Genomic DNA, 22,860 nt, shown 5'->3' with positions numbered 1-22,860 from the left:
TTGCGCATGCCTCATTACGATCTGGTCATTCTCGGTGCGGGTCCCGGCGGGTATGTGGCCGCCGTCCGCGGCGCACAGCTCGGACTCTCGGTCGCGATCGTCGAAGAGAAGTACTGGGGCGGTGTGTGCCTCAACGTCGGGTGCATCCCCTCCAAGGCCCTTCTGCGCAACGCCGACCTCGCTCACACCTTCCACGCGAAGGCCGACATGTTCGGCATCTCGGGTGACGTGCACTTCGACTTCGGCAAGGCGTTCGACCGTTCGCGGTCGGTGGCCGCCGGTCACGTCAAGGGCATCCACTACCTGATGAAGAAGAACAAGGTCACCGAGTACGAGGGTCGCGGGTACTTCGCCGACGACCACACGCTCGACGTGACCAAGACCGACGGCTCGAAGGAGCAGGTCACCTTCGACAACGTCATCATCGCCACGGGCTCCACCGTGCGTCTGCTCCCGGGCGTCACGCTGAGCGAGAACGTCGTGACCTATGAGGAGCAGATCCTCACCCGCGAGCTCCCCGAGTCGATCGTCATCGTCGGCGCCGGTGCCATCGGCATGGAGTTCGCCTACGTCATGACGAACTACGGCGTGAAGGTCACCATCATCGAGTTCCTCGATCGCGCCCTGCCCAACGAAGACGCCGAGGTCTCGAAAGAGATCCAGAAGCAGTACAAGGGCTACGGCGTCGACATCCTCACCTCGACCAAGGTCGACTCGGTCACCGACCACGGCGACAAGGTCACCGTCGCCTACACGGCGAAGGACGGCTCGCAGGGGTCGATCGACGCCGGCCGCGTGCTCATGTCGATCGGCTTCGCGCCGAAGGTCGACGGCTTCGGTCTCGAGAACACGGGCGTGAAGCTCACCGAGCGCGGCGCCATCGAGATCGACGACCACATGCGCACCAACGTGCCGCACATCTACTCCATCGGCGACGTCACCGCGAAGCTGCAGCTCGCGCACGTGGCCGAGGCCCAGGGCGTCGTCGCGGCCGAGACCATCGGCAATGCCGAGACGCAGACCCTCGGCGACTACCGCAACATGCCGCGTGCGACGTTCTGCAACCCGCAGGTCGCCTCGTTCGGCCTGACCGAGCAGCAGGCACGCGACGCGGGCCACGACATCAAGGTGTCGAAGTTCCCGTTCTCGGCCAACGGCAAGGCGAACGGCCTCGGCGAGCCCGTCGGTTTCGTCAAGCTCGTCGCCGACGCCGAGACCCTCGAGCTCATCGGCGGCCACCTCATCGGCCCCGACGTCTCGGAGCTGCTGCCCGAGCTCACGCTGGCGCAGAAGTGGGACCTCACCGCTCTCGAAGCAGCCCGCAACGTGCACACCCACCCGACGCTGTCGGAGGGCCTGCAAGAGGCCTTCCACGGCCTCGCGGGGCACANAGGCGCGTCAGCGGCCGGGCGCCCGAGCGAGCTTCGATCCGGATGCCGCGGGGCGACCGCCCGCGGCGAACACCGCCGCGTCGACGGCGGCGAAGAAGGCCCCGCGCCCCTGCTCGTCGGCGGGACCGGCGGGGCCCAGCTCGACCTCCCACTCGCGCCACGCCGATTCCACGCCGCGGCGCTCATCGCGCGCGCGCACGTGATCGTCGACGAACTCGGCGACCTGCTCACCGTCGGCGTCGAGCAGGGCGTACGCGGTGCGGTCGTTCCGCAGCCGCGCGAGCGGGATGAACGGTGGCGCCGCGTGAGCGGCGACGGCATCCTGAACCGCCGGAGGCACCACCGGGTCTGCACCGGGGGCGGTGGACGTGTCGTCGTCCAACGGCCAGTGCGTCTCGGTGCGACCCGCGCCGTCGAGCGGGCCCTTCACATGCCACCCGGCGTCGGGGCCGCCGGTGCGTCGACGCACGGCGATGCCGGCGCGGGCCAGGTCGGCCGCGGGCGTGTCGACGTAGCGTGCGTCGAGGTCACGCGGTTCGGCCGCGCCGACCGACACCACACCCGGCAGCGCCGACCAGTCGGGCAGGGGTGTGGTGTCGTCGACGTCGTACTTCGACTCGATCTCGACGCTGGAGGCGCCGTGCGAGTCTGCGCTCAATCGTCGCGTCCGTCGGCGTTCGGGTTGATGTCCTCGGTCTCCTCCGAGAAGACGAAGACCGCCTGCGTGGGGCCGTCGGCGTCTCCGGTGTTCTCGAGACCGCCGTCGCGACGGTAGACGAGCTGTCCCTCGCTGTAGGGCATGATCAGCGTGTCGTCGGTCTCGTTCTCGAGGGGGAGCACCTGCCCGTCGAGCGGGCCTCCGGTCAGTCGTGCAATAGCCATGCCGCCAGCGTAGACCGCGGGGCCGACCGCGCCCCGCGCCTTGACAGGGCGGGCTTAGAATCGCTCGGGTGACATGGACGGACCTGCCCGGTGATCGCCCGTTCGTCCTTCTCGCCACGCGCGCGCAGGACGGCCCGGCAGACGAGGAGTACGCACTCTTCCTCCGGTTCACGGGTCTGCCTCCCGAGCGCCTGCGGCGTGTGCGCCTGGAACGCGAGTCGATGCCCGATCTCGACCTCGACGAGATCTCCGGCATCCTGGTCGGGGGAAGTCCGTTCAACGCCTCGGACCCGATCGAGCGCAAGTCCGCGGTGCAGCAGCGGGTCGAGGCCGAGATCGCCGCACTCGTCGAGGCGGTCGTCGCGCGCGACACCCCGTTCCTCGGCGCCTGTTACGGCGTGGGCACCCTGGGGACGCACCTGGGGGCACCCATCGACGGCACGTACGCCGAGCCGATCAGCGTCGTCGACGTGACCCTCACCGCCGAGGGACGCGACGACCCGCTCGCCGCGGGGCTTCCCGAAACCTTCCCCGCCTTCGTCGGCCACAAAGAAGCGATCAGCGAGCTGCCCTCGAGCGCCGTGCTGCTGGCCTCGTCTTCCACGTGCCCGGTGCAGATGTTCCGGCTCGGGCAGAACGTCTACGCGACGCAGTTCCACCCGGAGCTCGACCTCGACGGGATCGTCACGCGGATCCACGCCTATGCGGCCTTCGGCTACTTCGCCGCCGACGAGCTCGACCTCACGCTCGCCGCGGTGCGACGCGCGCCCGTCGAGGCACCCTCGCTCCTGCTGCGGACGTTCGTCGAGCGCTACGCGCGCTGACGCCGCACGCGCCTTTCGGGGCCGTGCGCGTCGCGAGCGCTCCCCCGCGGCGTCGCTGCGGAGCCCTCGTGCGAATCGCGAGGGGCTCGGCGTGCCCGGGGACGCGACTGTCGCTCCGGAGCGAGACCGCGACGCCGCGACCGCTCAGGCGCGCTGCGGCGGCGTGACCCGCACGACGTCGAGCGCCGCGGTGACGGCCGGGTGCGCGCGGCGCAGGAACGGGTCGAGGCCGAGGTCGACGAGGTGCACGCGTCCGGCGAGCTCGGGTCCGCGCCCACGGACGAGTCCCGCCTTGAGCGCACCGAACGTGACCGTGAGGTCGGCGGGGAGGACGGCGGCATCCGCGGTGCCCTCGTCGGGGTCGAGCCCGCTCGGCACATCGACGGCGATCACCCGCGGTCGACCCGAGGGGAGCGCGAGGATGCACTCGACGATCGCCCGGGAACCCCCGCGCAACCGCCGGTCGGTCAGGCGCCCGATCCCCAGGATGCCGTCGAGCACCAGCGCGTAGTCGCCGACCCGCGCGCAGACCTCCGACGCCGGCAGCACGCGCGCGCCCGCGGCGACGGCCGCGTCGAAGGCGGCGCGGTGCACGCGGTCGCGCACCAGCACGACGTCGACGCGCTCGGGCCCCCGGGCGAGCTCGGCCGCGGCGTAGAGCGCATCGCCGCCGTTGTCGCCGGCGCCGACGAGCACGAGCACGGGGCCGGGTGCCCGCGCCGACTCGGCCGCGGCGATCTCGGCGAGGGCCGACGCCGCCCAGCGCATGAGCGGGTGCCCCTCGGCCAGCCGCGGGGCTTCGGCGGCCCGCACCGCGTCGGCCGTGTAGGCGGCGACGCGTTCACCGGTGGCCAGCACGGCCGATCGCGGGTCAGACATCGGTCTGAGCGCCGGCCTTCGCCCCGGCGTTCGATTCGGCCTCGCTCTCGCGCGCGGCGGCGGTGGGATCGGCGGTGGCGAGCGTCTCGCGTTCCTTCGTCTCGGCCTCGCGCGCGGCCGTCAACTCGCCGGTCGCCGCCTGGACGGCCTTCTCGGCGCGGCGGACGCGGAACTGGATCATCGTCGACGCGCCGAACTTGGCGCGGACGCGGTCGTGATCTTCTTCCGTCGCCACGGTGATGTAGGCCCCGGCGATCAGGATCACCTGGCTCGACAGGTTGAGCCAGAGCAGAAGGGCGATCAGCGAGGCGAACGTCGCCAGCAGCGGGTTGTTGCTCGCGCCGCCGATGAACAGTCCCGACAGCTGCTGGAGCACCACCAGGCCGAAGCCGCCGAGGAGGGCCCCGCGCAGGAGAGTGCTGCGGCGGGTGCGCACCCCTGACAACGCCGCGAACGCCACCGCGATGGCGGCCGAGTCGAGCGCCAGAACAATGATGGTCGACACGAGCCACGTGAAGAACGCGGTCACCCACGAGTCGGCGGACACGCCGATGAGCTCGCGCACGAAGGTCAGTCCGGCCGTGGCGACGAACGTCACGAGCGCGGCGGCGACGAGCGCGACGCCGATGCCGAGGGCCACGCCGAGGTTGCGCAGCAGCACCCACACGATCAGCGTGTCGTCGGTGGTCACCCCGGCGATCTGACGCAGCGCGGAGCGCAGCGAGCCGATGGCGCCGATCGCGGCACCCAGAAGACCGAGGGTTCCGAGGATGCCGCCCAGCGTGAAGCCCGCCGGGGCATCGATGCTGCTCACGTCGAGCAGCCCCTTGGGGCCGACGAGACCGGGGACCACGCTGTTCACCGAGCTCGTGAGGGCGCTCAACCCGGCGGGGTTCCCCGCGAGCCAGAGCGCGGCGAACGAGAAGCCCAGCAGCACCGCGGCGAACAGGCTGAACAGGGTGCGGTAGGTCACGCTGTCGGCCAGCATGGGGCCACGCGCCCCCGAGTAGACGAGGAAGGCGCGCACGACACGGAGCGACAGGGCCCACGCGGTGACACGACGAATGAGGGCGGGCATGGGGTCAGCGTATCCACGCCGAGACGACCGGCCAGCGGGGTTGACCGATCGGACCGCGCGCGACAGCCGAACGGGCCGCGCGCCTCTCGACGCTCTCGAACCCGACGCGTGACGTTCCGGGGGCGCCGGCCGCTGAACTCACCCCGGGCCGGAGAGCACCCGCCACCACGTTCCGGCAAGGAGGAAGGGGCCGAAGGCGAGCGCGGCGCCGCGTTCCCCCGCCGCGACCGTTCCCGCCGCCGCGACCCCGCCGGCGACGAAACCGGCCGCCAGACCCGACGCCACGGCCTCGACGCCGCACCATCCGAGGACCGCGCCGCAGACCGCGGCGAGCTTGACGTCGCCCCCGCCGAACGCCGCCGGGCGGGCGAGATGCACCGCGAGGCAGCCGACGAACGCCAGCGCCGCTCCCCCGACGACGCCACCCACGCGTTCGGGTTCACCGATGGTCAGCGCCGAGCCGACCAGCAGCACCAGGATCGTCGCCCCGCCCGGCAGCACGAGCGCATCGGGGAGGCGGTGCGTTCGCACGTCGATGACCACCAGCACGAGGCCGAGCACCGCGAACACCGCCAGAGCGGGGGCGAGAGCCCACGGCATCCGCAACCTCAGGCGTCGAGAACGACGAGGTCGACCAGCACCACCGCATCGGGGGCGATGCCCTCGGCGTCGCGCACCGCGCGCTTCAGCGGCAGCACGTACACGCCACCGGTCTGCGGGAAGATCGACGTGCGCCAGGTCGACCCGCCGATGGTCGCCTCGACGCGCACGCCGCCGAACCCGCGACGATACGTCTGCACCTCGCGGATCTCGGTGCTGAGCTCGACCGGGACCGCCACGAAGTACCAGTCGCTGTCGCTGCGGGCCTCCCATCGGAAGACCTCGCCCTCGAACCGTACGAACATCGGTCCTCCTCTCGTCGCGGTCACCCTACTCGGAGGCTCCGACGTCGGTGCGCGCCCGTCGCCTGGGGAGGAACCGTGCCGACACGAAGGCGTCGACGCCGAGGGCGACCGCCACCGCCGACGCGTACACGACGAGGTCACGGGCGTCGAAGCCGGTGCCGAGCACGAGCGCGAGCGGGGGGTACCCCTCGGCCAGCACCAGCGGGATCCCCGTCAGCTGCAGCAGCTCGACGCCCACGCACCACAGCGCGGCGCCGAGCGCGAGCAGCGCGCGCGACGCGCGCGGGAAGAGCATCACGAGACCGGTGTACGCGGCGACGGCGTACAGCGCGTCGCCCGCGACGTCGGTGGCCTCCGAGCCGGGCAGCCCGCGGGCGACGACGAGACCGGCCCCCACGACGACGATCAGCGCCCCCAGTGCGGCCACGCGACGACGACCGGCGGTCACGCGAGCACTCCCGCCGCCCGCGCGGGTTCCGCGTAGGCGCGGGCGAGAGTCGCGACGGTGTCGTGGGCGTTCAGACCGCTGGGGTTGGGGAGCACCCACGTGGGAACACCGGCGATCGCCTCGTCCTGCCGCCCCGCGGCGGCTCTCGGACGCGCGAAGCCCTGGCGGTAGGCGGTGAGCCCCACCACCGCGACCGCGCGGGGCCGCAGCGCGTCGACGCGCTCGACGAGCGCCGCCGCACCGGCGCGCAGCTCGTCGCGCGAGAGTTCATCGGCCCGCGCCGTCGCCCGCGCGACGAGGTTGGTGACCCCGATCCCCGCGTCGAAGATCATGCGGCGATCCGCGTCGCCGAGGGGCGCCGCATGGGCGGGCAGCCGCGGGAGGATCCCCGCCTGCACGAGCGCGGGCCAGAAGCGGTTGCCGGGGCGGGCGAAGGGAGTGCCGGTCGCCGCCGTCCACAGCCCCGGGTTGATGCCGACGAAGAGCAATCGCACACCGGTCTCGACGAGGTCGGGCCGCGTGGCATCCCGGTACGACTCGAGCTCGGCGCGCGTGTATCCCATGAGACCACTATGACCACTACCCGGACGCACCCCGCGCGTCTGCCAGGATCGGAGGAATGGATGCCGTACCCGCGCTCACCGAGATACCCACGCCGCAGTTCGTCATCGTCGCCGACAACGTGCGCCTGGCGACGTACACGTGGGGCGACCCCGACGCCGATCCGGTGCTGTGCGTGCACGGGTTCGGATCGAGCACGCGCGACAACTGGGTGAACACCGGGTGGGTGCGCGACCTGCTGCGGGCGGGCTTCCGCGTCGTGGCCGTCGACCAGCGCGGCCACGGGGCGAGCGACAAGCCGCACGAGGCCTCGGCGTACACGATGCCGACGCTCGTGGGCGACCTCGTCGCCGTGCTCGACACCTACCTGCTCGACCAGGTGCGCTACCTCGGGTACTCCCTCGGCGGACGCGTGGGATGGCAGCTCGCCGTCGACGCCCCCGAGCACGTCGAGCGCGCCGTGCTCGGCGGCATCCCCGACGGGCGCCCCCTCGCGCGGCTGCAGGTGGACCAGGCGCGGGCGTTCCTCGACCACGGCACCCCGGTCGAAGACGCCACCACCCAGCGCTACGTCTCGCTCGCCGAGCGCGTACCCGGCAACGACCTGCGGGCCCTGGTCGCGATCGCCGAGGGGATGCGCCTGGGCGAGACCGACCCCGACCCGGCGTCGCCGCCGCAGCAACCCGTGCTCATCGCGACGGGCACCGAGGATCCGATCCACGACCAGTCGCAGCACCTGGCGGGGCTCCTCCCCCGCGGCGAGTTCGCCGACATCCCCGGGCGCCACCACGTGAACGCCCCCGGCGCGCGGACGTTCCGCGAGGCGGGCCTGGAGTTCCTCTCGCGCGACGTCTGACGCCCCCGCAGTCACCGTCGGGCCGCGGTCGAGCCGCAGTCGAGCCGCAGTCGGCTCAGGATGCCGCGACGGTGAGTTTCGGAGACGTCGGCGCGCGCGTGGCCGCCGCTTGCAGCCCCACGCGTACGGTCTGGCCGGCGCCGAGAACCGCGCCGTACCCGTCGCCGGTACACGTGACTCTCGAGCCCGTGACGCTGCACGTCATGCCCCAGGCGCTGGTGATGGCGGTGGTTCCGGGGGCGTCGAACGTCACGGTCCAGGCTTTCACCGACCCGGTGGCGGTCAGCGCCAGCTCGGCGACGTAGCCCTCGCCCCACGCGCTCTGCGGAATCCACTCCGCGCGGAGCGCCGCCGATGAGGAGGGCTTCGGCGACGACGACGGGCTCGACGTGGGCTTCGGACTCGACGTGGGTTTCGGGCTCGACGTGGGCTTGGGGCTCGACGACGGCAGCGGAACCGTCGTCGGCTTGACGCTCACCGAAGGCTTCGGCGACGAGGACGGCTTCGGGCTCGTCGTGGGCTTGGGCGTCGCCGCCGGCGTGAGGATGGGCGCGAGGGCCGCGAGCTTCGCCTTCTGCAGGGTCTTCCAGTCGTCGGCGACGAGGCCGCCGGTGTCACCGCTGTTGGGGTTGAACGACCAGTAGGCGTAGCTCGTCTTCGTCTTGGCGAGATAGGCGACGAGCGTCTTCAGCCAGGCCCGGTCGCTGTCGGTCTCGAGCTTGGTGCCGAACTCGCCGAGCAGCACGGGGGCGATGTTCTGGCGCACCAGGTAGCCCCAGTTGGCATCCCAGATCCCCTCGAGGTTCGCCGGATAGTTCGGCGCCGAGAACCACTCCTGGGCGTGCACGGTCGCGGGGTACTCGTGCGGGGAGTAGACGACGCGGTTCTTCACCGAGAGGGTGACGGGCGCCGACCGCACGTCTTTCAAGCCGCCGCCCCACCACGTGTTGCTCCCGTCGTTCTGGCGCTCGACGCCCTCGACCACGATCAGCAGCTTCGGGTTGACCGACAGCACGGCGTTGCCCGCGCGGGTGGCCGCCGCGCGCCAGTCGCGCGCGGGGTCGCCGCAGTTCCAGCAGGCGGGGCCGTGGGGCTCGTTGTGCAGGTCGACGCCGATGACCGCCGGCTCGTTCTTGTACCGGGCGGCGAGCATCTTCCAGTCGTCGATCCAGCGCTTCTCGCTGTACTGCGCGGTGTACCACAGTTCGCTCTGCGCGCCCGAGTCGGGCCGGTGCCGGTCGAGGATCACCGAGATGCCGCGGGCCTTCGCGCGGGCGATGACGGTGTCCATCAGCCTCAGCGGTGTGAGGGCGACGAGGTCGGCGTTGACCGAACCGTTGATCGAGTTGGAGGTCTTGGCCGCGAGGCACTCGTTCGAGAACGGGAGGCGGATGGCGTTGAACCCCATGCCGGCGATGGCGTCGAGTCCCGCGTCGAGCGAGATCGACCACAGGCCGTGCGGGGCGCAGTTCGAGGTCTCCATGCCGAACCAGGCGACCGCCTTGATGGTGAAGGGAGTCCCCGACGCCGTGACGATCGTCGAGCCGCGGGTCGACAGCCAGCCCGGCAGCGAGGGCGCCGCAGACGCCGCCGGGGCGGCCACGGCACCGGATGCCAGAAGCGTCGCCGCCGCGGCGATCGCGGCCCCGCGCACGACCGCTCGACGCGTCGACCGCCATCGTTCCCGCCACCCGGACATGCGCACCCCCGCGGTCATCGTAACGGGGGCGCGACGCGCCCGGGATACGCGGGCTCGTCCCGAAGACGCCCACCGCGAGGTTCCGCACTGCACGTTCGACGGTTTCCGCGTTGTTACGCCCCGATAAATGCCGAAAACATCATTGATAAAGGTCGCTCAGCGCTGATACCGTCGCCGATCATGGCTCCCCTCACTGATCGCACCGCCGTCCTCGACCGAGTGTCGAAGGCGATCGTCGAGCAGCTGCAGGAGGACGGGCGGCGCTCCTACTCCGAGATCGGCAAAGCCGTCGGTCTCAGTGAGACCGCCACCCGCCAGCGCGTGCAGAAGCTCCAGGATGCCGGCATCCTGCAGATCGTCGCGGTCACCGACCCGCTGCAGCTCGGCTTCGCACGCCAGGCCATGATCGGCGTGCGCGTCTCGGGCGACACCCGGGTCGCCGCCGCCGCGATGACCGAGCTGCCCGGCGTGACCTACGTGGTCTCCACGGCCGGGTCGTTCGACCTGCTCGTCGAGGTCGTCTGCGAGAGCGACGACGACCTGATCGACCTGCTCAACGACCGCATCCGGTCGCTGCCCGACATCGTCTCGACCGAGACGTTCGTCTATCTGAAGCTCCACCGACAGCTCTACAACTGGGGAACGCGATGACCCTTCTCGACACCGATCTGCACACCGACCTCCAGGCCAAGGCCCGCGACCACCTGTGGATGCACTTCTCCCGCCAGTCGACGATGACCGACGGCCCGGGTGTTCCCATCATCGTCAAGGGCGAAGGCCACCACATCTTCGACGCCACCGGCAAGAAGTACATCGACGGCCTCGCCGGTCTCTTCGTCGTCAACGCCGGTCACGGCCGTCGGCGCATCGCCCAGGCCGCGGCGAAGCAGGCCGAGGAACTGGCGTTCTTCCCCCTGTGGTCCTACGCCCACCCCGCCGCGATCCAGCTCGCCGAACGCCTCGCGCACCTCGCCCCCGGCGACCTGAACCACGTCTTCTTCTCCACCGGCGGCGGTGAGGCGGTCGAGACCGCCTTCAAGCTCGCCAAGCAGTACTGGAAGACGCAGGGCAAGCCCACCAAGCACAAGGTCATCTCGCGCGCGATCGCCTACCACGGCACGACGCAGGGCGCCCTGGCGATCACCGGCCTGCCGGTCATGAAGCACATGTTCGAACCCGTCACCCCCGGCGGCTTCCGGGTGCCGAACACGAATTACTACCGCGCCGAGGAGTCGGGCTTCGGGGGCGGGACGCCCGAGGAGTTCGGCCTGTGGGCCGCCGACCGCATCGAGCAGATGATCCAGTTCGAGGGTCCCGAGACGGTGGCCGCGGTGTTCCTCGAGCCGGTCCAGAACGCGGGTGGCTGCTTCCCCGCCCCGGCCGGGTACTTCCAGCGCGTGCGGGAGATCTGCGACAAGTACGACGTGCTCCTCGTCTCCGACGAGGTGATCTGCGCCTTCGGCCGACTCGGCCACTACTTCGGCGCGACCGCCTACGACTACCAGCCCGACATGATCACGTTCGCCAAGGCGGTCACGAGCGGATACTCCCCCCTCGGCGGCACGATCATCAGCGACCGCATCTACGAGCCGTTCGCCCACGGCGACGCGACCTTCCCGCACGGCTACACCTTCGGCGGACACCCCGTCTCGGCGGCGGTCGCACTCGAGAACCTCGACGTGTTCGAAGAGGAGGGCCTGCTCGAGAACGTGCGCACGAACTCCCCGATCTTCCGCTCGACCCTCGAGCGGCTGAACGACCTGCCGATCGTCGGCGACGTGCGCGGCGACGGGTACTTCTTCGGCATCGAGCTCGTCAAGGACAAGGCGACCAAAGAGACCTTCGACGACGACGAGTCCGAGCGCCTGCTGCGCGGCTTCCTGTCGAAGGCCCTCTTCGACGCCGGCCTGTACTGCCGTGCCGACGACCGGGGCGACCCCGTGATCCAACTCGCGCCGCCCCTCACCATCGGTCCCGCCGAGTTCGACGAGATCGAGCAGATCCTGCGTTCCGTCCTCACCGAGGCCTGGACCCGCCTCTGACCCCCGGGATGCCGGCCCGACCGATGCCGGCATCCCTCTCCCGCTCCCACCCCTGAGCGGTGCTCCTGATGCTGTACCCGACACCATCCCCGCTTCGCGCCGAGCGCGCGCGGCCGCACCCTCTTGGAGGAGCCACGAACGACAACACCCGCGCCGCCACGGCCGCGCACACGAACTCGGGCGCGAAACTGGCCCGCACCCTGGGACTCTGGTCGATCGTCGGCCTGGGCCTGGGGTACATGACCCCCACCGTCGTCTTCGACACCTTCGGCCTCGTCGCCGAGAAGACCGACAACGTCGTGCCCGCCGCCTACGCGGTCGCCCTCGTCGTGCTCGTGTTCACCGCCATCAGCTACGGCAAGATGGTCCGCGTCATCCCGAGCGCGGGCTCCGCGTACACGTACGCCCGCGAGGCCATCCACCCGGGCGTCGGCTTCGTCGTCGGCTGGACCGCGCTGATCGACTACATGCTGCTGCCGATGGTGAATGCCCTCATCCTGCGCAGCTACATGGAGGCGCACTTCCCCGACATCCCCGGCTGGATCTGGGTCGTCGTCTTCACCGCGGGCGTGACCCTCGTGATCTACCTGACCATGCGGGGCACCTCGAACGTCAACATGATCCTGCTGGTGTTCTCGATCCTCGTCATGACCGTCTTCGTCGTGATGGTCGTCGTGCAGCTCGTGGGCGGTGCGGGCGCGGGAACCGCCGTGTCGCTCGCCCCCTTCGCACACAGCGAGGTGCAGTTCGGCGCCGTGCTGGCCGGAGCCACCGTCGTGTGCTTCTCGTTCATCGGCTTCGACGCGGTGTCGATGTACTCCGAAGAGGCGAAGACCCCCAAGATCATGCCGCGGGCGATCCTGCTGACCCTCGTCGTCGGAGGTCTGATCTTCCTCGTCGCCTCGTACGTGACGCAGCTGCGCTTCCCCGACTCGACCGCGTTCCCTCCCGAGGCCATCGAGGACAGCACGCTTCCCGAGATCGGTGTGCAGGTCGGCGGCCCGGTGCTGCAGGCCGTGCTGACGGCGGCGGGCTTCGCCGCGACCCTCGCGTCGTGGCTCGCCTCGCACGCCTCGGTGTCGCGCATGCTCATGGTGATGGGACGCAACAACGTGCTGCCGCGCCGCATCTTCGGTTTCATCAACCCGAAGACGCACACCCCGACGTTCTCGATCGTGATCGTCGGCGTCGTGAGCCTGCTCGCGATCCAGTTCACCCTCGAGCAGATCGCCGCGTACATCAACTACGGCGCACTCGTGGCGTTCTCGTTCGTCAACATCTCGGTCATCGCCTGGTTCGCGATCCGCCGGGGACTGCGCAAGACCCCCGGCGACATCGTGCGCTACATCGTCATGCCCACCATCGGCCTGCTGCTGACCGCTCTGCTGTGGGTCAATCTCGACGGGCACGCCCTGATCGGCGGTCTCATCTGGACGGCGCTCGGGGTGGTCTACCTCGTGATCCTGACCCGCGGCTTCCGGCGGCCCATCGCCTCGTTCGACGAGAACCAGCCGGTGACGGGCGTGAACAAGACCGTCTCCGGCCCGCGCTCCGAGATCTGAGTCCCGGCATCACGGCCGCGGCCTCCCTTCGTTCCGGGATGCCGCGGCCGTGACGGTGCCGCCGCCGACCGGGGAGCGTGCCGAACTCCTGAGTTATCGCGGCCACACGCGGGCCATGAGCGGGAAAGCGGCTCGAACGGCCGGTTCATCCGGAGTCCGGCACGCTTCGCCGACGGCGTCAGCGCTCGAACGGGGTGACCGCTCCGAGCACGACGGTCTCGCCGTCGTGGCCGTTCGCCCACCAGTGCGGGGCCGAGCAGCCGTAGGTCACGGTGTCGCCGGCGTGCAGCTCGACGCGCCGGTCGGCCTGGCAGACGACGAGGACGCCCGCCTCGACCGTCACCGTCTCGGTGCCGATGTGGCGGAACGGGCTGGCCTCGTTCGTGAACCCCGCCGGCAGGGTCGAGCGGATGAGCTGCAGCATCGATTCGCCCCGCGGCGTGAGCAGCTCGCGGACGGCGCGCTGGTGGGCCGGGGCGTCGGCGGCGGTGGGCATGACGTGACGCTTGGCGCGGGTCACCACGGCCAGCGGCACGGCGGGTTCGTCCAAGAGCTGTCCGACCGGGATGCCGAGCGCCCCGGCCAGACGCTGCAGGGACTGCAGCGAGGGGTTGCCGAGGCCGCGCTCGAGCTGGCTGACCAGCCCGAAGCTCACCCCGGCCTTCTCGGACAGGGCGTGCACGCTGAGGCCGAGGCGCTTGCGGGCATCGCGCACCGCGGCCCCGAGGGTCTCGACGGCGCGCTGCTCGTCGGCATCCGTGGCTCGAGTCATGACCGTGTCAGCGTATCGTCGTCATGCCCGTACGCGCGGACCGTCGGGCGGCACCGCGGCCAGCAGGGCGCGCGTGTAGTCCTCGCGGGGATGGGCGAACAGCTCGGCCGCGGGCGCAGCCTCGACCACCCTGCCGTCCCGGAGCACGACGACGTCATGGCTCATCTGCTGCACGATCGCGAGGTCGTGGGCGATGAACAGGTACGTCAGCCCCTGCTCGCGCTGCAGGCGCCGGAGCAACTGCAGGACCCGCGCCTGCACCGAGACGTCGAGCGAGGCCGTGGCCTCGTCGAGGATCATCAGTTCGGGCTCGAGGGCCAGGGCGCGGGCGATCGAGACCCGCTGACGCTGGCCACCCGACAGCTCGTGCGGGTAGCGGCGCGCGAACGCCGGGTCGAGGTCGACGAGGGTGAGCAGCTCCTCGACGCGGGCCGAGCGCGCGGTGTCCGTCGCCCCGCCCAGCCGGTGCACGCGGAGCGGTTCGGCGATCGCATCCGCGACGGTGCGGCGGGGGTCGATCGAGGCGAAGGGGTCCTGAAAGACCATCGCCACGCGTCGACGCTCGCGCCGCCGCGCGCGCAGCACGTCGCGCACCTCCGGTCCCTGCGCATCGGCGAGGGTCGCGGTGCCCGCGTGCGGGGCGATCAGACCCGTGAGGGCGTTCGCGATGGTCGACTTGCCCGACCCCGACTCCCCCACCAGGGCCAGGGTCGTTCCGCGGCGCACCGTGAACGAGACGTCGTCGACGGCGTGCACCGTGCGGCGCCCCGCGGGCGTCTGCACGGCGAAGCGCACGTCCAGCCCCGCCACGCGCAGCAGCGGGGCCGCCGCGGTCGCGGGGGCGGGACCGGCTCCGGCCACGACCCGGGGACGCGCCGCGAGCAGCTCCTTCGTGTAGGCGTGGTGCGGGTCGGCGTACACCTCGGCGAGCGCGCGCTGCTCGACGGCCTCGCCGCCGCGGAGCACGAGCACGTCGTCGGCGACCTGCCCGATGACGCCGAGGTCATGGCTGATCCACACCACCGCGGTCCCGCGGTCGCGCTGCAGCTCGCGCACAAGGTCGAGGATCTGCGCCTGGGTCGTCACGTCGAGGGCGGTGGTCGGCTCGTCGGCCACGAGCAGGGCCGGATCGCACGCCAGGGCGATCGCGATCACCACGCGCTGCTTCTGCCCGCCCGAGAACTGGTGCGGGTAGGCCTCGACGCGCTCCTGGGGGTCCGGGATGCCGACGGCCTCGAGCAGCTCGACGGCTCGGGTGTGCGCTGCCCGGCGGGAGAGTCCCCGGTGCACCTCGAGGGACTCCGCGATCTGCCGCCCCACGGTGAGGAACGGGTTGAGAGAGGTCGAGGGGTCCTGGAAGACGAAGCCCACCGAGCCGCCGTGCACCGAGCGGAGCGCGGCCTCCGACGCTCCGACGAGCTCTAGGCCCGCGGCATCCGGGTTCGTCCGCAGCACGCTGGAGCCGCTCACCCGTCGCCCCGGGGCGTCGATGAGCCCGGTGGCGGCGAGCACCGTGAGCGACTTGCCGGAACCCGACTCCCCCACGATGCCGAGGGTCTGACCCCGCTCCACCGAGAAGTCCAGGCCCCGCACGATCGCGGTCTCGCCGATCGCGACGCGCAGATCGCGCACTTCGAGAACGTTCATCGTGTGCTCTTTCCGTCACGGTGCGTCGGAGTCGACCTGCGCGAGAGGGCGGCGGCGACGCGCTCTCGCCGGCGCTGACCCTGGCGCGCTTCGATGATGGTGCGCTGGCGGGGGTCGAGTCCGTCGCGCAGACCGTCGCCCAGCAGGTTGAACGCGAGGGCGGTGACGAAGATCGCCGCTCCCGGGAACACGCTCATCCACCACGCCTGGGCGAGGAAGCCCTGCGCGGTGAACAGCATCCCGCCCCACGACGGCGCGGGCGGCTGGATCCCGAGGCCGAGGAACGACAGCGCCGCCTCGGAGAGGATCGCGAACGCGAGCGAGAGCGAGGTCTGCACCACCACGGGACCGCCGATGTTCGGCAGCACGTGGCGCACGAGGATCATCGGGGCGGGCGTGCCCATGCTGCGCGAGACCTGCACGAACGGCGAGGTCCGCAGCGACAGCGTGCTGGCCCGGGCGACGCGGGCGAAGATCGGCGTGTAGACGACGCCGATGGCGATGGTCGTGGTGAGCATGCCCGGCTCGAAGATCGCGATGATGGCGAGCGCCAGCAGCAGGACGGGGAAGGCGAACATCACGTCGACCACGCGCATGAGGGTCGCATCGACCGCGCCGCCCGCGTAGCCGGCGACCACGCCCAGCAGCAGGCCCAGCACCAGGGCGAGGGCGACGGCGATCACGGCGATCGTGAGCGAGGTGGATGCCGCCCGCAGCACGCGCGAGAACACGTCGCGGCCGAGCTCGTCGGTGCCGAACCAGTGGGCCGGGCTCGGCGCGGTGAGCGCTCGGGAGACGTCGATCTCGTTCACGCCGTAGGGGGCGATCCAGGGGGCGAGGAGCGCGGCGACCACGATGATCGCGAGCACGACGGCGGCGGCCACGGTGAGGGGGTTCGCGGCGAGCAGGCGCCACGATGCCACGCGGGCGGGAGTCGCGGGCGCGGCCGCGGCGGGGACGAGGGCGGGGTCGGTGGCGCTCATGCGGCTCGGATCCTCGGGTCGACGACGGCGTAGAGCACGTCGACGATCAGGTTGACGACGATGAACATGACGGCCACCAGCAGCACGGCCCCCTGGATGAGGGGGTAGTCGCGCGCAGCGACCGCGTCGTAGACCAGGCGGCCGAGTCCCGGCCAGGCGAAGACGACCTCGACGACGATCACCCCGCCGAGGATGGTCGCGAGCTGGATGCCGGCGATCGTCAGCACCGGCACCAGTGCTCCGCGCACGATGTGCCGCGACACGACGACGCGCCGCGGCAGCCCCTTCGACACCGCGGTGCGCACGTATCCGGCCGACGCCACGTCGATGACCGCCGCGCGGATGTAGCGCGTCATGATGGCGCCCGCGACGAGACCCACGGTGAGTCCGGGCAGCGCGACCTGTCGCAGCCACCCCGCCGGGTCGTCGGTCAGGGCGACGTAGCCGCTGGCGGGGAGCCAGCCGAGGGTCACGGAGAAGAGGGAGATCAGCAGCATCCCGAGCCAGAAGTCGGGGATCGAGACGCCGAACTGGCTGCTCACCCGCACGATGACGTCGCTCACGCGTCCCTCGCGGAGGGCGGAGTACACCCCGGCGGGGAGCGAGATGAGCAGGGCGACGACGAGCCCGACGACGGCGAGGGACACCGTGGCGGGCAGTCGCTGGAGGAGGGTCGTGGTGATCGGCTGACCGTTTCGGAAGCTGACGCCGAAGTCGCCGGTGACGGCGTGCAGGACGTACGAGACGAACTGCTCGGGCAGGGGGCGGTCGAGACCGGACGCCGTACGCAGCGCCTCGTACGCCTCGGGGGTGTACCGGGTGCCGAGGGCCAGCCGCACCGGGTCACCGGGGACGAGGTGCACCAGGGCGAACACGACGATCAGCACACCGAGCAGCACCACGGCCGACGACAGCACGCGCGTGCCGATGAATCGGAGCACCTGTGCGGGGGCGATCCTCATGGGTCCCTCCTCTGTTCGAGCCGTGGGGGCGCCGACCCGGCGCCCCCACGGCGGGGATCACTTGTCGAGGCTGGTGCCGGCGAAGCGGATCGCGCGGTCGGCCCGGGTCTCGTACCCCGTCACGGCCGGCGACCACACCTGGGTCACCGAGGGGTTGTAGAGGTAGATGTAGCTGGCCTTGTCGGCGATGATCGTCGCGGCGTCCGCGTACAGCTTCTTGCGGGCGTCGGCGTCGGTCTCGACCCGACCGGCGTCGAGCAGGCGGTCGACGTCGGGGTCCGAGAACTTCTGCGCGTTGCTCGCACCGTCGGTGTGGTGCTGCGAGTAGTAGAAGTCGTCGGGGTCGATGTTGCCGAGCCACCCCATCATCAACATGTCGAAGTTGCCGGAGTTCTGCTCGTCGAGCCAGGTGGAGAAGTCGGGCTGACGGATCTGCACCTGGATGCCGAGGGGTTCGAGGTTGGCGGCGATGATCTGGGCCGCGGTCACGGTCTCGGGGTAGTCGCTCGTGGCGAGCAGGTCGAGCGTCCCGCCGGTGTACCCGGCCTCGGCGAGCAGCTGCTTCGCCTTATCGACATCGGGGGAGTACTGGTCGTACTCCGTGTACCAGACGCTCTGCGTCGGGATGGCGAGCTGGTTCTTCTCGGCGGTGCCGTAGCTGACGGCCTGCACGATGGCATCCCGATCGATGGCGTACGCGATCGCCTGGCGGACGCGCACGTCGCTCCACGGCTGCTTGGCCTCGTTGAGCGCGAGGTACCAGTAGTCGCTGGAGGGGGTGAGGCCGAGGGTCACCGCACTGTCGCTCCCGAGCTGCTCGACCTGCTGGGCGGGCACCACGTCGGTCCAGTCGATGTCGCCGGCCTTGAGCGAGGCGAGGGCGGTCGCCGGTTCCGAGATGAAGCGGTACTCCACGCCGCCCAGCGACGGTGCGCCACCCCAGTAGTCGGGGTTGGCGGTGAGGGTGATGTGATCGCCGGCGGTGTAGTCGCTGAGCGAGAAGGGGCCGGTGCCGACGGGCGCGGTGGTGATGTCGCCCGATTCGACGTTGGCCTTCTCGACGATCGCCATGCCCTTGAAGCCGCCGAGGTTCGACAGCAGGTTCGGGGTGGGCTGGGTGACGGTGATGACGACGGTGGCGTCGTCGGGGGCGGCGACGTCGGCGACGGTGGCGAACTTCCACGCGTTGGAGAGCTCTTCGTCGATGATGCGGCGGTAGGAGTAGACGACGTCTTCGCTGGTGAAGGCGGAACCGTCGTGGAACGTGACGCCGTCTCGCAGGTGGAAGGTCCACGTGAGCTGGTCGTCGCTGGTCTCCCAGCTCTCGGCGAGCGCGGGCTGCATCTCGAGCGCCGCGTCGGGCGCGACGAGGGTGTCGTAGACGTTCTCGAGCACCTCGAACGCGAAGTACGACGTCGTCTTCTGCGGGTCGAGCTGGTCGGGCTCTCCGCCGATCGCGGCGACGAGGGTCTGGCCGGAGGCGGTGCCGGAGTCGCCGAGGTCCACGCCCTGACCGGCCGAGCAGCCGGCGAGGGCGAGGGTCGCGGCGAGCGCGCCGGCGATGCCGAGTGTGATGCGCGTGTTCATGTGGATGCCAATCGGGTGAGCGAATCATCATTTAGATGATGTTTCGATCAGTATGTGCAAGCATGGGGACGGACACAAGCCCCGGCCGGCACCGAAACACGATCTTCACAAACCGCCGTCATCCCCCCGGGCGCCCCTCGCCGACCCCTCGGGAGCATCCATGACCTTCACCGTCCTCGGCCGCGACCCTCTGCGCGGGCGGATCGGCGCCGCCACCGCGAGCAGGTCGCTCGCCGTCGGCGCCTCGGTGCTCGCGGTGGCCCCGGAGGTGGGCGTCGTGGCGAGCCAGGCGTGGACCAACCGCTCGTTGCGCGCGCTGCTGCTCGACGAGGTGCGGACGGGATCCGACACGGCCGCGGCGGTCGCGCGCGTCCCCGACTGGGACGACGAATCGCGCCTCCGGCAGGTCGCCGTGCTCGGCTGGGCCGGCACCGGCGCCGCGCGCTCCGGCGCCGACATCACCGCCTGGGCAGGCCACCGGGTGGAACCGGATGCCGTCTTCGTCGGCAACCTGCTCGTCGGCGGCGAGGTGCTCGAGGCGATGGCCGAGACCTGGACGGCGACGGCCGGAATCGATCTGGCGGACCGGCTGCTGGAGACGCTCGCCGCGGGCGACGGGGCCGGGGGCGATGCGCGGGGCCGCCAGAGCGCCGCACTGCTGGTGGCCTCCCGCACAGACACCCTGCTCGATCTGCGCGTCGACGACCACACCGACCCTGTTCCGGAGCTGGCGCGCCTCCGCCGCCTCGCGGGGCAGGATGCCGAGGCACCCGCCCGCGCCCGGTGGTGAGGGGGCGCTACGGCGCGGTGTACTCGGTGGTGACCGTCTCGGTCGTCGACGCCGTTCCCGCCGGCATCCGCACCGTGCCCGTGACGCTCACGCTGTAGGTGCGACCGGATGCCACCTCGGTGAAGACGGTCGATCCGCGAAGACGCGCGACGACCACGGGATAGGCGCGACCGGTCGAGGTGTCGGTCACGGTCACCGAGAAGGCGGTGGGTGTGCCGATGTCGTTGGTGGTCCAGGCGAGCTTGACTCCTGCGGGGTCGGCGGTGGCCGTCAGCGCGGTGATGCGGGGAACCGCGGGCAGGGCGGCCAGCAGGTTCGGCGTCCCAGCCGGGAGATCGGCCACGTGGCCGGTCGCCGCCGCCGTCGTCAGGGCTGCCTGCACCTCGGCCGGCCCCCACGCGGGGTGCAGCTCGCGCACCCGGGCGGCGAGGCCGGCGACGTGCGGGGAGGCCATCGACGTGCCGTCGAACACCGCGGTCGAGGAGTCGAGGTAGGTCGAGGTGATCTCAGAACCCGGGGCGAGGATGTCGACGCACGAACCGAAGTTGCTGTACCACGCGAGGGAACGGCCCGAGTCGATCGCTCCCACGGTGAGCAGGTCGGGGGCGCTGGCGGGCGAGACGTTGCACGCATCCTGCGTCTCGTTGCCGGCGGCGACGACGACCACGAAGCCGAGCTCGATCCCGTCATAGACGATGTCGTTGACGAAGGCGTTCCGCGGCAGACCGAGGCTCATGTTGATGACCGCGTTCGCCCCGTCGTGATTGTTGTAGATCCACAACATGGCGTACAGCATCGCGAGACCGGAGCCCTCGCGCCCGCACCCCAGCACTCGCACGGGCACGATCCGCACGTCTTTGGCGACGCCGTACGTGGTGCTGCCGACCGTGCCCGCCACGTGGGTTCCGTGGCCATTGCAGTCTTCGGTGCCCCGACCGTCATCGACCTCGGTATGGCCGCTGGCGGCGTCGACGCGCCCCCCGAAATCGGGATGCGAGGACTGCACCCCGCTGTCGACGATGTACGCCGTGACGCCGTCTCCCGTGGAGTCGTACAGGTAGTGGTCGTCGGTGAGGGCGGCGGTGTTGTCGACGGCATCCAGACCCCACGAGGGGACGGGCGTCTGATCCGCGGAGGCCGTGACGATCTCGTTGGGCAGGAAGCGGGCCTCGGGGATCACCGCGAGGACCGCCGGCACGTCGGTGGCGGGCACGGCGACGTAGACCGTGTCGCCGCGCGTGACGGGGCTCACCTCGGCGACGTCCGGCAAGGCGCGCAGCTGGTCGTAGCGTGCCGTCGGCACGGCGACGAGGTCGTACGACAGCTCGATCCGCAGCCGCTCCTCTTCGGTGGCGTCCGCGGGGATGCCGATCGCCTCCGACCACGACGGGGTCGCCGCCGCGGCCGCGGGCGCCGGCGGCGGGGAGGCCGCGGCCTCCGATGTCGCGGGGGCGGGGCGCCACACACCGACGACGCCGACCGTGGCCAGCAGAGCACCGACGATGCCGATCGCCCACCAGCGACGAGCCCCGGACGGGCGACGACCGGGCCGGTGAGGAATGGGGGTCACGGGGTCTCCTTCGTGCGGGCGACTCAGCATGAGGGCGCCACGGATGCCAGGGGGAGGACGATCTGCGACGACCCCGACGCTGCGGGCGCGGGATACCCGAGCGCCGCGACGCCCGTGGCGACCACGCCGTCGGCGTCGCGATGGATGCTCTCGCCGAGCAGGAACAGGTCGGCACCGATCGGGGTCGCACCGGCCGGGACGGCCGTGGCGTCGCGCGCGGTGTTGCCCGACACCATGAACAGCGCGGCCGCCCCCGACGACGTGGTCACGGGCATCAGACGCTCGCCGACGTAGGAGGGGTTCGGGGTGAGGGTTCCCCACGACGCGATCCCCGTGGCCACGGCACCGGCACCGTAGGGGCAGTCGCCGTCCCAGCTGACGCGATACAGCACGCCGTCGGCGATGAAGAGGTCGCCGGCGACCGGCGTCGCACCCCGCGGTGGTCCCGACGGGCCGTCGAACTCGAAGGCGGCGCGCGTCTCGTCGAGCGGGACGCGCAGCAACCGCGGCGTCCCGTCCAGAGCACGGTAGGGCAGCTCGAACTGTCCGGTGCCGCCCCCTCCCTGCTCATGCTCGAGCAGCTGGCCGTAGGCGGCGACATCGGTGGCGATCGCGACGCCGGCGCGGTAGACGGTGCTGCCCACCAGGAAGAGGTCGGCCGCCACGGGCGTTGCCCCGAGGGGGATGCCGATGACGGGGACGACCGTGCCGGCCTGCGTGTCGTAGACGGCGGCGGAGCCGCCCCGCAGACGCAGGGGCAGCAGGAAGGACCCGTTCTTCGACGGCGCCTCGGCGAGAGCGCCCGCGGCTTCCACCCCGGTGTGCACGGCCCCGACGCCGGCACGGTAGAGCGTGGCGTCGTGCAGGAAGAGGTCGTGGGCGAGCGGCACCGCCCCCGCGGGCACGAGCGAGACCGCCGACAGCGTCCCCGGCGTCGTCAGCAGCCGTCCGCTGAACGCGGTGAGGGTGGCCGAGGCGCTCGTCGCGCCACTCGCGGAGGCGGCGAGGGTGCCGGTCGCGCCGCTGCCCGGAACGTGGATGGTGCCGCACGGGGCCGTGCCGTCGGCATCCGTGACGACGGTGGCGGTGACGGCGGCCGCATCGAAGGTGTAGCCGTCGGAGAGTTGGAGCACGACGCTCACGCCCGCTTCACCGACGCCGCCCACGGCCGCGCGGACGACGGCGTCGGTGATGTCTTCGCAGGGCACTCCCGCGTACGAGCCGGACGAGAACGACAACGTCACCCCCGACACCGCGAGGGCGGGGCTCGTGACCACGAGCGCGATGGCGGGAACCGCCCACGTGCCCGCCGTGACCACGGCGCGCCGACTCGGGGCGGCAGCGGACAGATCGATCCGAGCCCGGGGGCCGTGGAGGTTGTGACGCACCGGTCATCCTTCCCGTCGTCGGACGCTGCGCGAC

22 protein-coding genes and 1 pseudogene are annotated in these 22,860 nt (G+C 71.4%); 7 read left to right on the top strand and 16 right to left on the bottom strand.

Annotated elements, in window-relative coordinates; translation table 11 throughout:
• Nucleotides 1-6: 6 nt before the first annotated feature.
• A pseudogene (gene lpdA / locus IFR11_RS11600) lies at nucleotides 7-1,390 on the top strand (dihydrolipoyl dehydrogenase); the annotation flags it as partial.
• Nucleotides 1,391-1,398: 8 nt separating this feature from the next.
• Here the strand turns inward: lpdA and IFR11_RS11595 are convergent.
• Together IFR11_RS11595 and IFR11_RS11590 are read right to left on the bottom strand one after the other, a co-directional pair.
• On the bottom strand, nucleotides 1,399-2,049 hold the full coding sequence (locus IFR11_RS11595; protein WP_191916323.1) for a CYTH domain-containing protein: 651 nt from the start codon (nucleotides 2,047-2,049) through the stop codon (nucleotides 1,399-1,401).
• On the bottom strand, nucleotides 2,046-2,273 hold the full coding sequence (locus IFR11_RS11590; RefSeq protein ID WP_055835457.1) for a hypothetical protein: 228 nt from the start codon (nucleotides 2,271-2,273) through the stop codon (nucleotides 2,046-2,048). The genes IFR11_RS11595 and IFR11_RS11590 overlap by 4 nt, the downstream gene beginning before the upstream one ends.
• A gap of 68 nt (nucleotides 2,274-2,341) precedes the next feature.
• Here IFR11_RS11590 and IFR11_RS11585 point away from each other — a divergent pair, with 68 nt between their 5' ends.
• Complete coding sequence (locus IFR11_RS11585) at nucleotides 2,342-3,097, top strand: glutamine amidotransferase (RefSeq protein ID WP_191916264.1); 756 nt, start codon at nucleotides 2,342-2,344, stop codon at nucleotides 3,095-3,097.
• Between the two features lie 144 nt (nucleotides 3,098-3,241).
• On the opposite strand, the gene IFR11_RS11580 is transcribed toward IFR11_RS11585, so the two are convergent.
• The 6 genes from IFR11_RS11580 to IFR11_RS11555 form a co-directional block, all read right to left on the bottom strand.
• On the bottom strand, nucleotides 3,242-3,976 hold the full coding sequence (locus IFR11_RS11580; protein WP_191916263.1) for an NAD(P)H-hydrate epimerase: 735 nt from the start codon (nucleotides 3,974-3,976) through the stop codon (nucleotides 3,242-3,244).
• Nucleotides 3,969-5,054 carry a YhjD/YihY/BrkB family envelope integrity protein gene (locus IFR11_RS11575; RefSeq protein ID WP_191916262.1) on the bottom strand — a complete coding sequence of 362 codons (1,086 nt, stop codon included), beginning with the start codon at nucleotides 5,052-5,054 and terminating at the stop codon, nucleotides 3,969-3,971. The genes IFR11_RS11580 and IFR11_RS11575 overlap by 8 nt, the downstream gene beginning before the upstream one ends.
• A gap of 138 nt (nucleotides 5,055-5,192) precedes the next feature.
• Nucleotides 5,193-5,654, bottom strand: a complete 462-nt coding sequence (locus tag IFR11_RS11570; protein ID WP_191916261.1) for a prepilin peptidase — start codon at nucleotides 5,652-5,654, stop codon at nucleotides 5,193-5,195.
• A gap of 8 nt (nucleotides 5,655-5,662) precedes the next feature.
• A complete protein-coding gene (locus IFR11_RS11565) occupies nucleotides 5,663-5,959 on the bottom strand; it encodes a DUF1905 domain-containing protein (RefSeq protein ID WP_055835442.1) in 297 nt (98 codons plus the stop codon).
• A gap of 25 nt (nucleotides 5,960-5,984) precedes the next feature.
• A complete protein-coding gene (locus tag IFR11_RS11560) occupies nucleotides 5,985-6,407 on the bottom strand; it encodes a DUF2809 domain-containing protein (RefSeq protein WP_191916260.1) in 423 nt (140 codons plus the stop codon).
• Nucleotides 6,404-6,970: a mismatch-specific DNA-glycosylase gene (locus IFR11_RS11555; protein ID WP_191916259.1), complete on the bottom strand. Its 567-nt coding sequence runs from the start codon at nucleotides 6,968-6,970 to the stop codon at nucleotides 6,404-6,406. Before IFR11_RS11555 ends, IFR11_RS11560 begins: the two co-directional genes overlap by 4 nt.
• Before the next feature lie 56 nt (nucleotides 6,971-7,026).
• Between IFR11_RS11555 and IFR11_RS11550 the strand changes: the two genes are divergently transcribed.
• A complete protein-coding gene (locus tag IFR11_RS11550; protein WP_191916258.1) occupies nucleotides 7,027-7,824 on the top strand; it encodes an alpha/beta fold hydrolase in 798 nt (265 codons plus the stop codon).
• Between the two features lie 55 nt (nucleotides 7,825-7,879).
• Here the strand turns inward: IFR11_RS11550 and IFR11_RS11545 are convergent, their stop codons facing one another.
• Nucleotides 7,880-9,523 carry a cellulase family glycosylhydrolase gene (locus IFR11_RS11545; RefSeq protein WP_191916322.1) on the bottom strand — a complete coding sequence of 548 codons (1,644 nt, stop codon included), beginning with the start codon at nucleotides 9,521-9,523 and terminating at the stop codon, nucleotides 7,880-7,882.
• Between the two features lie 180 nt (nucleotides 9,524-9,703).
• On the opposite strand from IFR11_RS11545, the gene IFR11_RS11540 reads away from it, so the two are divergent.
• From IFR11_RS11540 to IFR11_RS11530, 3 genes are all read left to right on the top strand, one after another.
• Nucleotides 9,704-10,174, top strand: a complete 471-nt coding sequence (locus IFR11_RS11540) for an Lrp/AsnC family transcriptional regulator (protein WP_055835427.1) — start codon at nucleotides 9,704-9,706, stop codon at nucleotides 10,172-10,174.
• A complete protein-coding gene (locus tag IFR11_RS11535; RefSeq protein WP_055835424.1) occupies nucleotides 10,171-11,565 on the top strand; it encodes an aspartate aminotransferase family protein in 1,395 nt (464 codons plus the stop codon). The genes IFR11_RS11540 and IFR11_RS11535 overlap by 4 nt, the downstream gene beginning before the upstream one ends.
• Before the next feature lie 68 nt (nucleotides 11,566-11,633).
• Nucleotides 11,634-13,127: an APC family permease gene (locus IFR11_RS11530; protein ID WP_274604469.1), complete on the top strand. Its 1,494-nt coding sequence runs from the start codon at nucleotides 11,634-11,636 to the stop codon at nucleotides 13,125-13,127.
• 178 nt (nucleotides 13,128-13,305) lie between these two features.
• Here the strand turns inward: IFR11_RS11530 and IFR11_RS11525 are convergent, their stop codons facing one another.
• From IFR11_RS11525 to IFR11_RS11505, 5 genes are read right to left on the bottom strand one after another with little or no spacing between them, the layout of a single operon-like run.
• The gene (locus tag IFR11_RS11525; RefSeq protein ID WP_055835421.1) at nucleotides 13,306-13,899 is read right to left on the bottom strand and encodes a helix-turn-helix domain-containing protein; all 594 of its coding nucleotides are present in this window, start codon (nucleotides 13,897-13,899) and stop codon (nucleotides 13,306-13,308) included.
• A 21-nt stretch (nucleotides 13,900-13,920) separates the two neighbouring features.
• Entirely contained in the window at nucleotides 13,921-15,546 is a 1,626-nt protein-coding gene (locus IFR11_RS11520) for a dipeptide ABC transporter ATP-binding protein (RefSeq protein ID WP_191916257.1), read from the bottom strand.
• The gene (locus tag IFR11_RS11515) at nucleotides 15,543-16,529 is read right to left on the bottom strand and encodes an ABC transporter permease (RefSeq protein WP_082509347.1); all 987 of its coding nucleotides are present in this window, start codon (nucleotides 16,527-16,529) and stop codon (nucleotides 15,543-15,545) included. The genes IFR11_RS11520 and IFR11_RS11515 overlap by 4 nt, the downstream gene beginning before the upstream one ends.
• On the bottom strand, nucleotides 16,526-17,491 hold the full coding sequence (locus IFR11_RS11510; RefSeq protein ID WP_191916256.1) for an ABC transporter permease: 966 nt from the start codon (nucleotides 17,489-17,491) through the stop codon (nucleotides 16,526-16,528). The genes IFR11_RS11515 and IFR11_RS11510 overlap by 4 nt, the downstream gene beginning before the upstream one ends.
• A gap of 57 nt (nucleotides 17,492-17,548) precedes the next feature.
• The gene (locus tag IFR11_RS11505) at nucleotides 17,549-19,078 is read right to left on the bottom strand and encodes an ABC transporter substrate-binding protein (protein WP_191916255.1); all 1,530 of its coding nucleotides are present in this window, start codon (nucleotides 19,076-19,078) and stop codon (nucleotides 17,549-17,551) included.
• Nucleotides 19,079-19,238: 160 nt separating this feature from the next.
• Here IFR11_RS11505 and IFR11_RS11500 point away from each other — a divergent pair, with 160 nt between their 5' ends.
• Nucleotides 19,239-19,868, top strand: a complete 630-nt coding sequence (locus IFR11_RS11500; protein WP_191916254.1) for a DUF1028 domain-containing protein — start codon at nucleotides 19,239-19,241, stop codon at nucleotides 19,866-19,868.
• Between the two features lie 7 nt (nucleotides 19,869-19,875).
• Here IFR11_RS11500 and IFR11_RS11495 read toward each other — a convergent pair whose 3' ends face one another.
• Together IFR11_RS11495 and IFR11_RS11490 are read right to left on the bottom strand one after the other, a co-directional pair.
• Nucleotides 19,876-21,438, bottom strand: a complete 1,563-nt coding sequence (locus IFR11_RS11495; protein ID WP_191916253.1) for a S8 family serine peptidase — start codon at nucleotides 21,436-21,438, stop codon at nucleotides 19,876-19,878.
• 23 nt (nucleotides 21,439-21,461) lie between these two features.
• Nucleotides 21,462-22,826: a hypothetical protein gene (locus tag IFR11_RS11490; protein ID WP_191916252.1), complete on the bottom strand. Its 1,365-nt coding sequence runs from the start codon at nucleotides 22,824-22,826 to the stop codon at nucleotides 21,462-21,464.
• Between the last annotated feature and the right edge of the window lie 34 nt (nucleotides 22,827-22,860).

It is taken from the genome of Microbacterium sp. CFBP 8801 (assembly GCF_014839455.1).
In the GTDB taxonomy this organism is placed as follows: Bacteria; Actinomycetota; Actinomycetes; order Actinomycetales; family Microbacteriaceae; genus Microbacterium.
This window is presented reverse-complemented; position numbering and strand designations above follow the sequence as displayed.

Coding starts and splice junctions, on each gene's coding strand:
- IFR11_RS11590 (WP_055835457.1), bottom strand. CDS start 2,273: ATGGCTATTGCACGACTGACCGGAGGCCCGCTCGACGGGCAGGTGCTC.
- IFR11_RS11580 (WP_191916263.1), bottom strand. CDS start 3,976: ATGTCTGACCCGCGATCGGCCGTGCTGGCCACCGGTGAACGCGTCGCC.
- IFR11_RS11550 (WP_191916258.1), top strand. CDS start 7,027: ATGGATGCCGTACCCGCGCTCACCGAGATACCCACGCCGCAGTTCGTC.
- IFR11_RS11525 (WP_055835421.1), bottom strand. CDS start 13,899: ATGACTCGAGCCACGGATGCCGACGAGCAGCGCGCCGTCGAGACCCTC.
- IFR11_RS11575 (WP_191916262.1), bottom strand. CDS start 5,054: ATGCCCGCCCTCATTCGTCGTGTCACCGCGTGGGCCCTGTCGCTCCGT.
- IFR11_RS11520 (WP_191916257.1), bottom strand. CDS start 15,546: ATGAACGTTCTCGAAGTGCGCGATCTGCGCGTCGCGATCGGCGAGACC.
- IFR11_RS11500 (WP_191916254.1), top strand. CDS start 19,239: ATGACCTTCACCGTCCTCGGCCGCGACCCTCTGCGCGGGCGGATCGGC.
- IFR11_RS11510 (WP_191916256.1), bottom strand. CDS start 17,491: ATGAGGATCGCCCCCGCACAGGTGCTCCGATTCATCGGCACGCGCGTG.
- IFR11_RS11540 (WP_055835427.1), top strand. CDS start 9,704: ATGGCTCCCCTCACTGATCGCACCGCCGTCCTCGACCGAGTGTCGAAG.
- IFR11_RS11530 (WP_274604469.1), top strand. CDS start 11,634: ATGCTGTACCCGACACCATCCCCGCTTCGCGCCGAGCGCGCGCGGCCG.
- IFR11_RS11570 (WP_191916261.1), bottom strand. CDS start 5,654: ATGCCGTGGGCTCTCGCCCCCGCTCTGGCGGTGTTCGCGGTGCTCGGC.
- IFR11_RS11535 (WP_055835424.1), top strand. CDS start 10,171: ATGACCCTTCTCGACACCGATCTGCACACCGACCTCCAGGCCAAGGCC.
- IFR11_RS11545 (WP_191916322.1), bottom strand. CDS start 9,523: ATGTCCGGGTGGCGGGAACGATGGCGGTCGACGCGTCGAGCGGTCGTG.
- IFR11_RS11515 (WP_082509347.1), bottom strand. CDS start 16,529: ATGAGCGCCACCGACCCCGCCCTCGTCCCCGCCGCGGCCGCGCCCGCG.
- IFR11_RS11565 (WP_055835442.1), bottom strand. CDS start 5,959: ATGTTCGTACGGTTCGAGGGCGAGGTCTTCCGATGGGAGGCCCGCAGC.
- IFR11_RS11505 (WP_191916255.1), bottom strand. CDS start 19,078: ATGAACACGCGCATCACACTCGGCATCGCCGGCGCGCTCGCCGCGACC.
- IFR11_RS11555 (WP_191916259.1), bottom strand. CDS start 6,970: ATGGGATACACGCGCGCCGAGCTCGAGTCGTACCGGGATGCCACGCGG.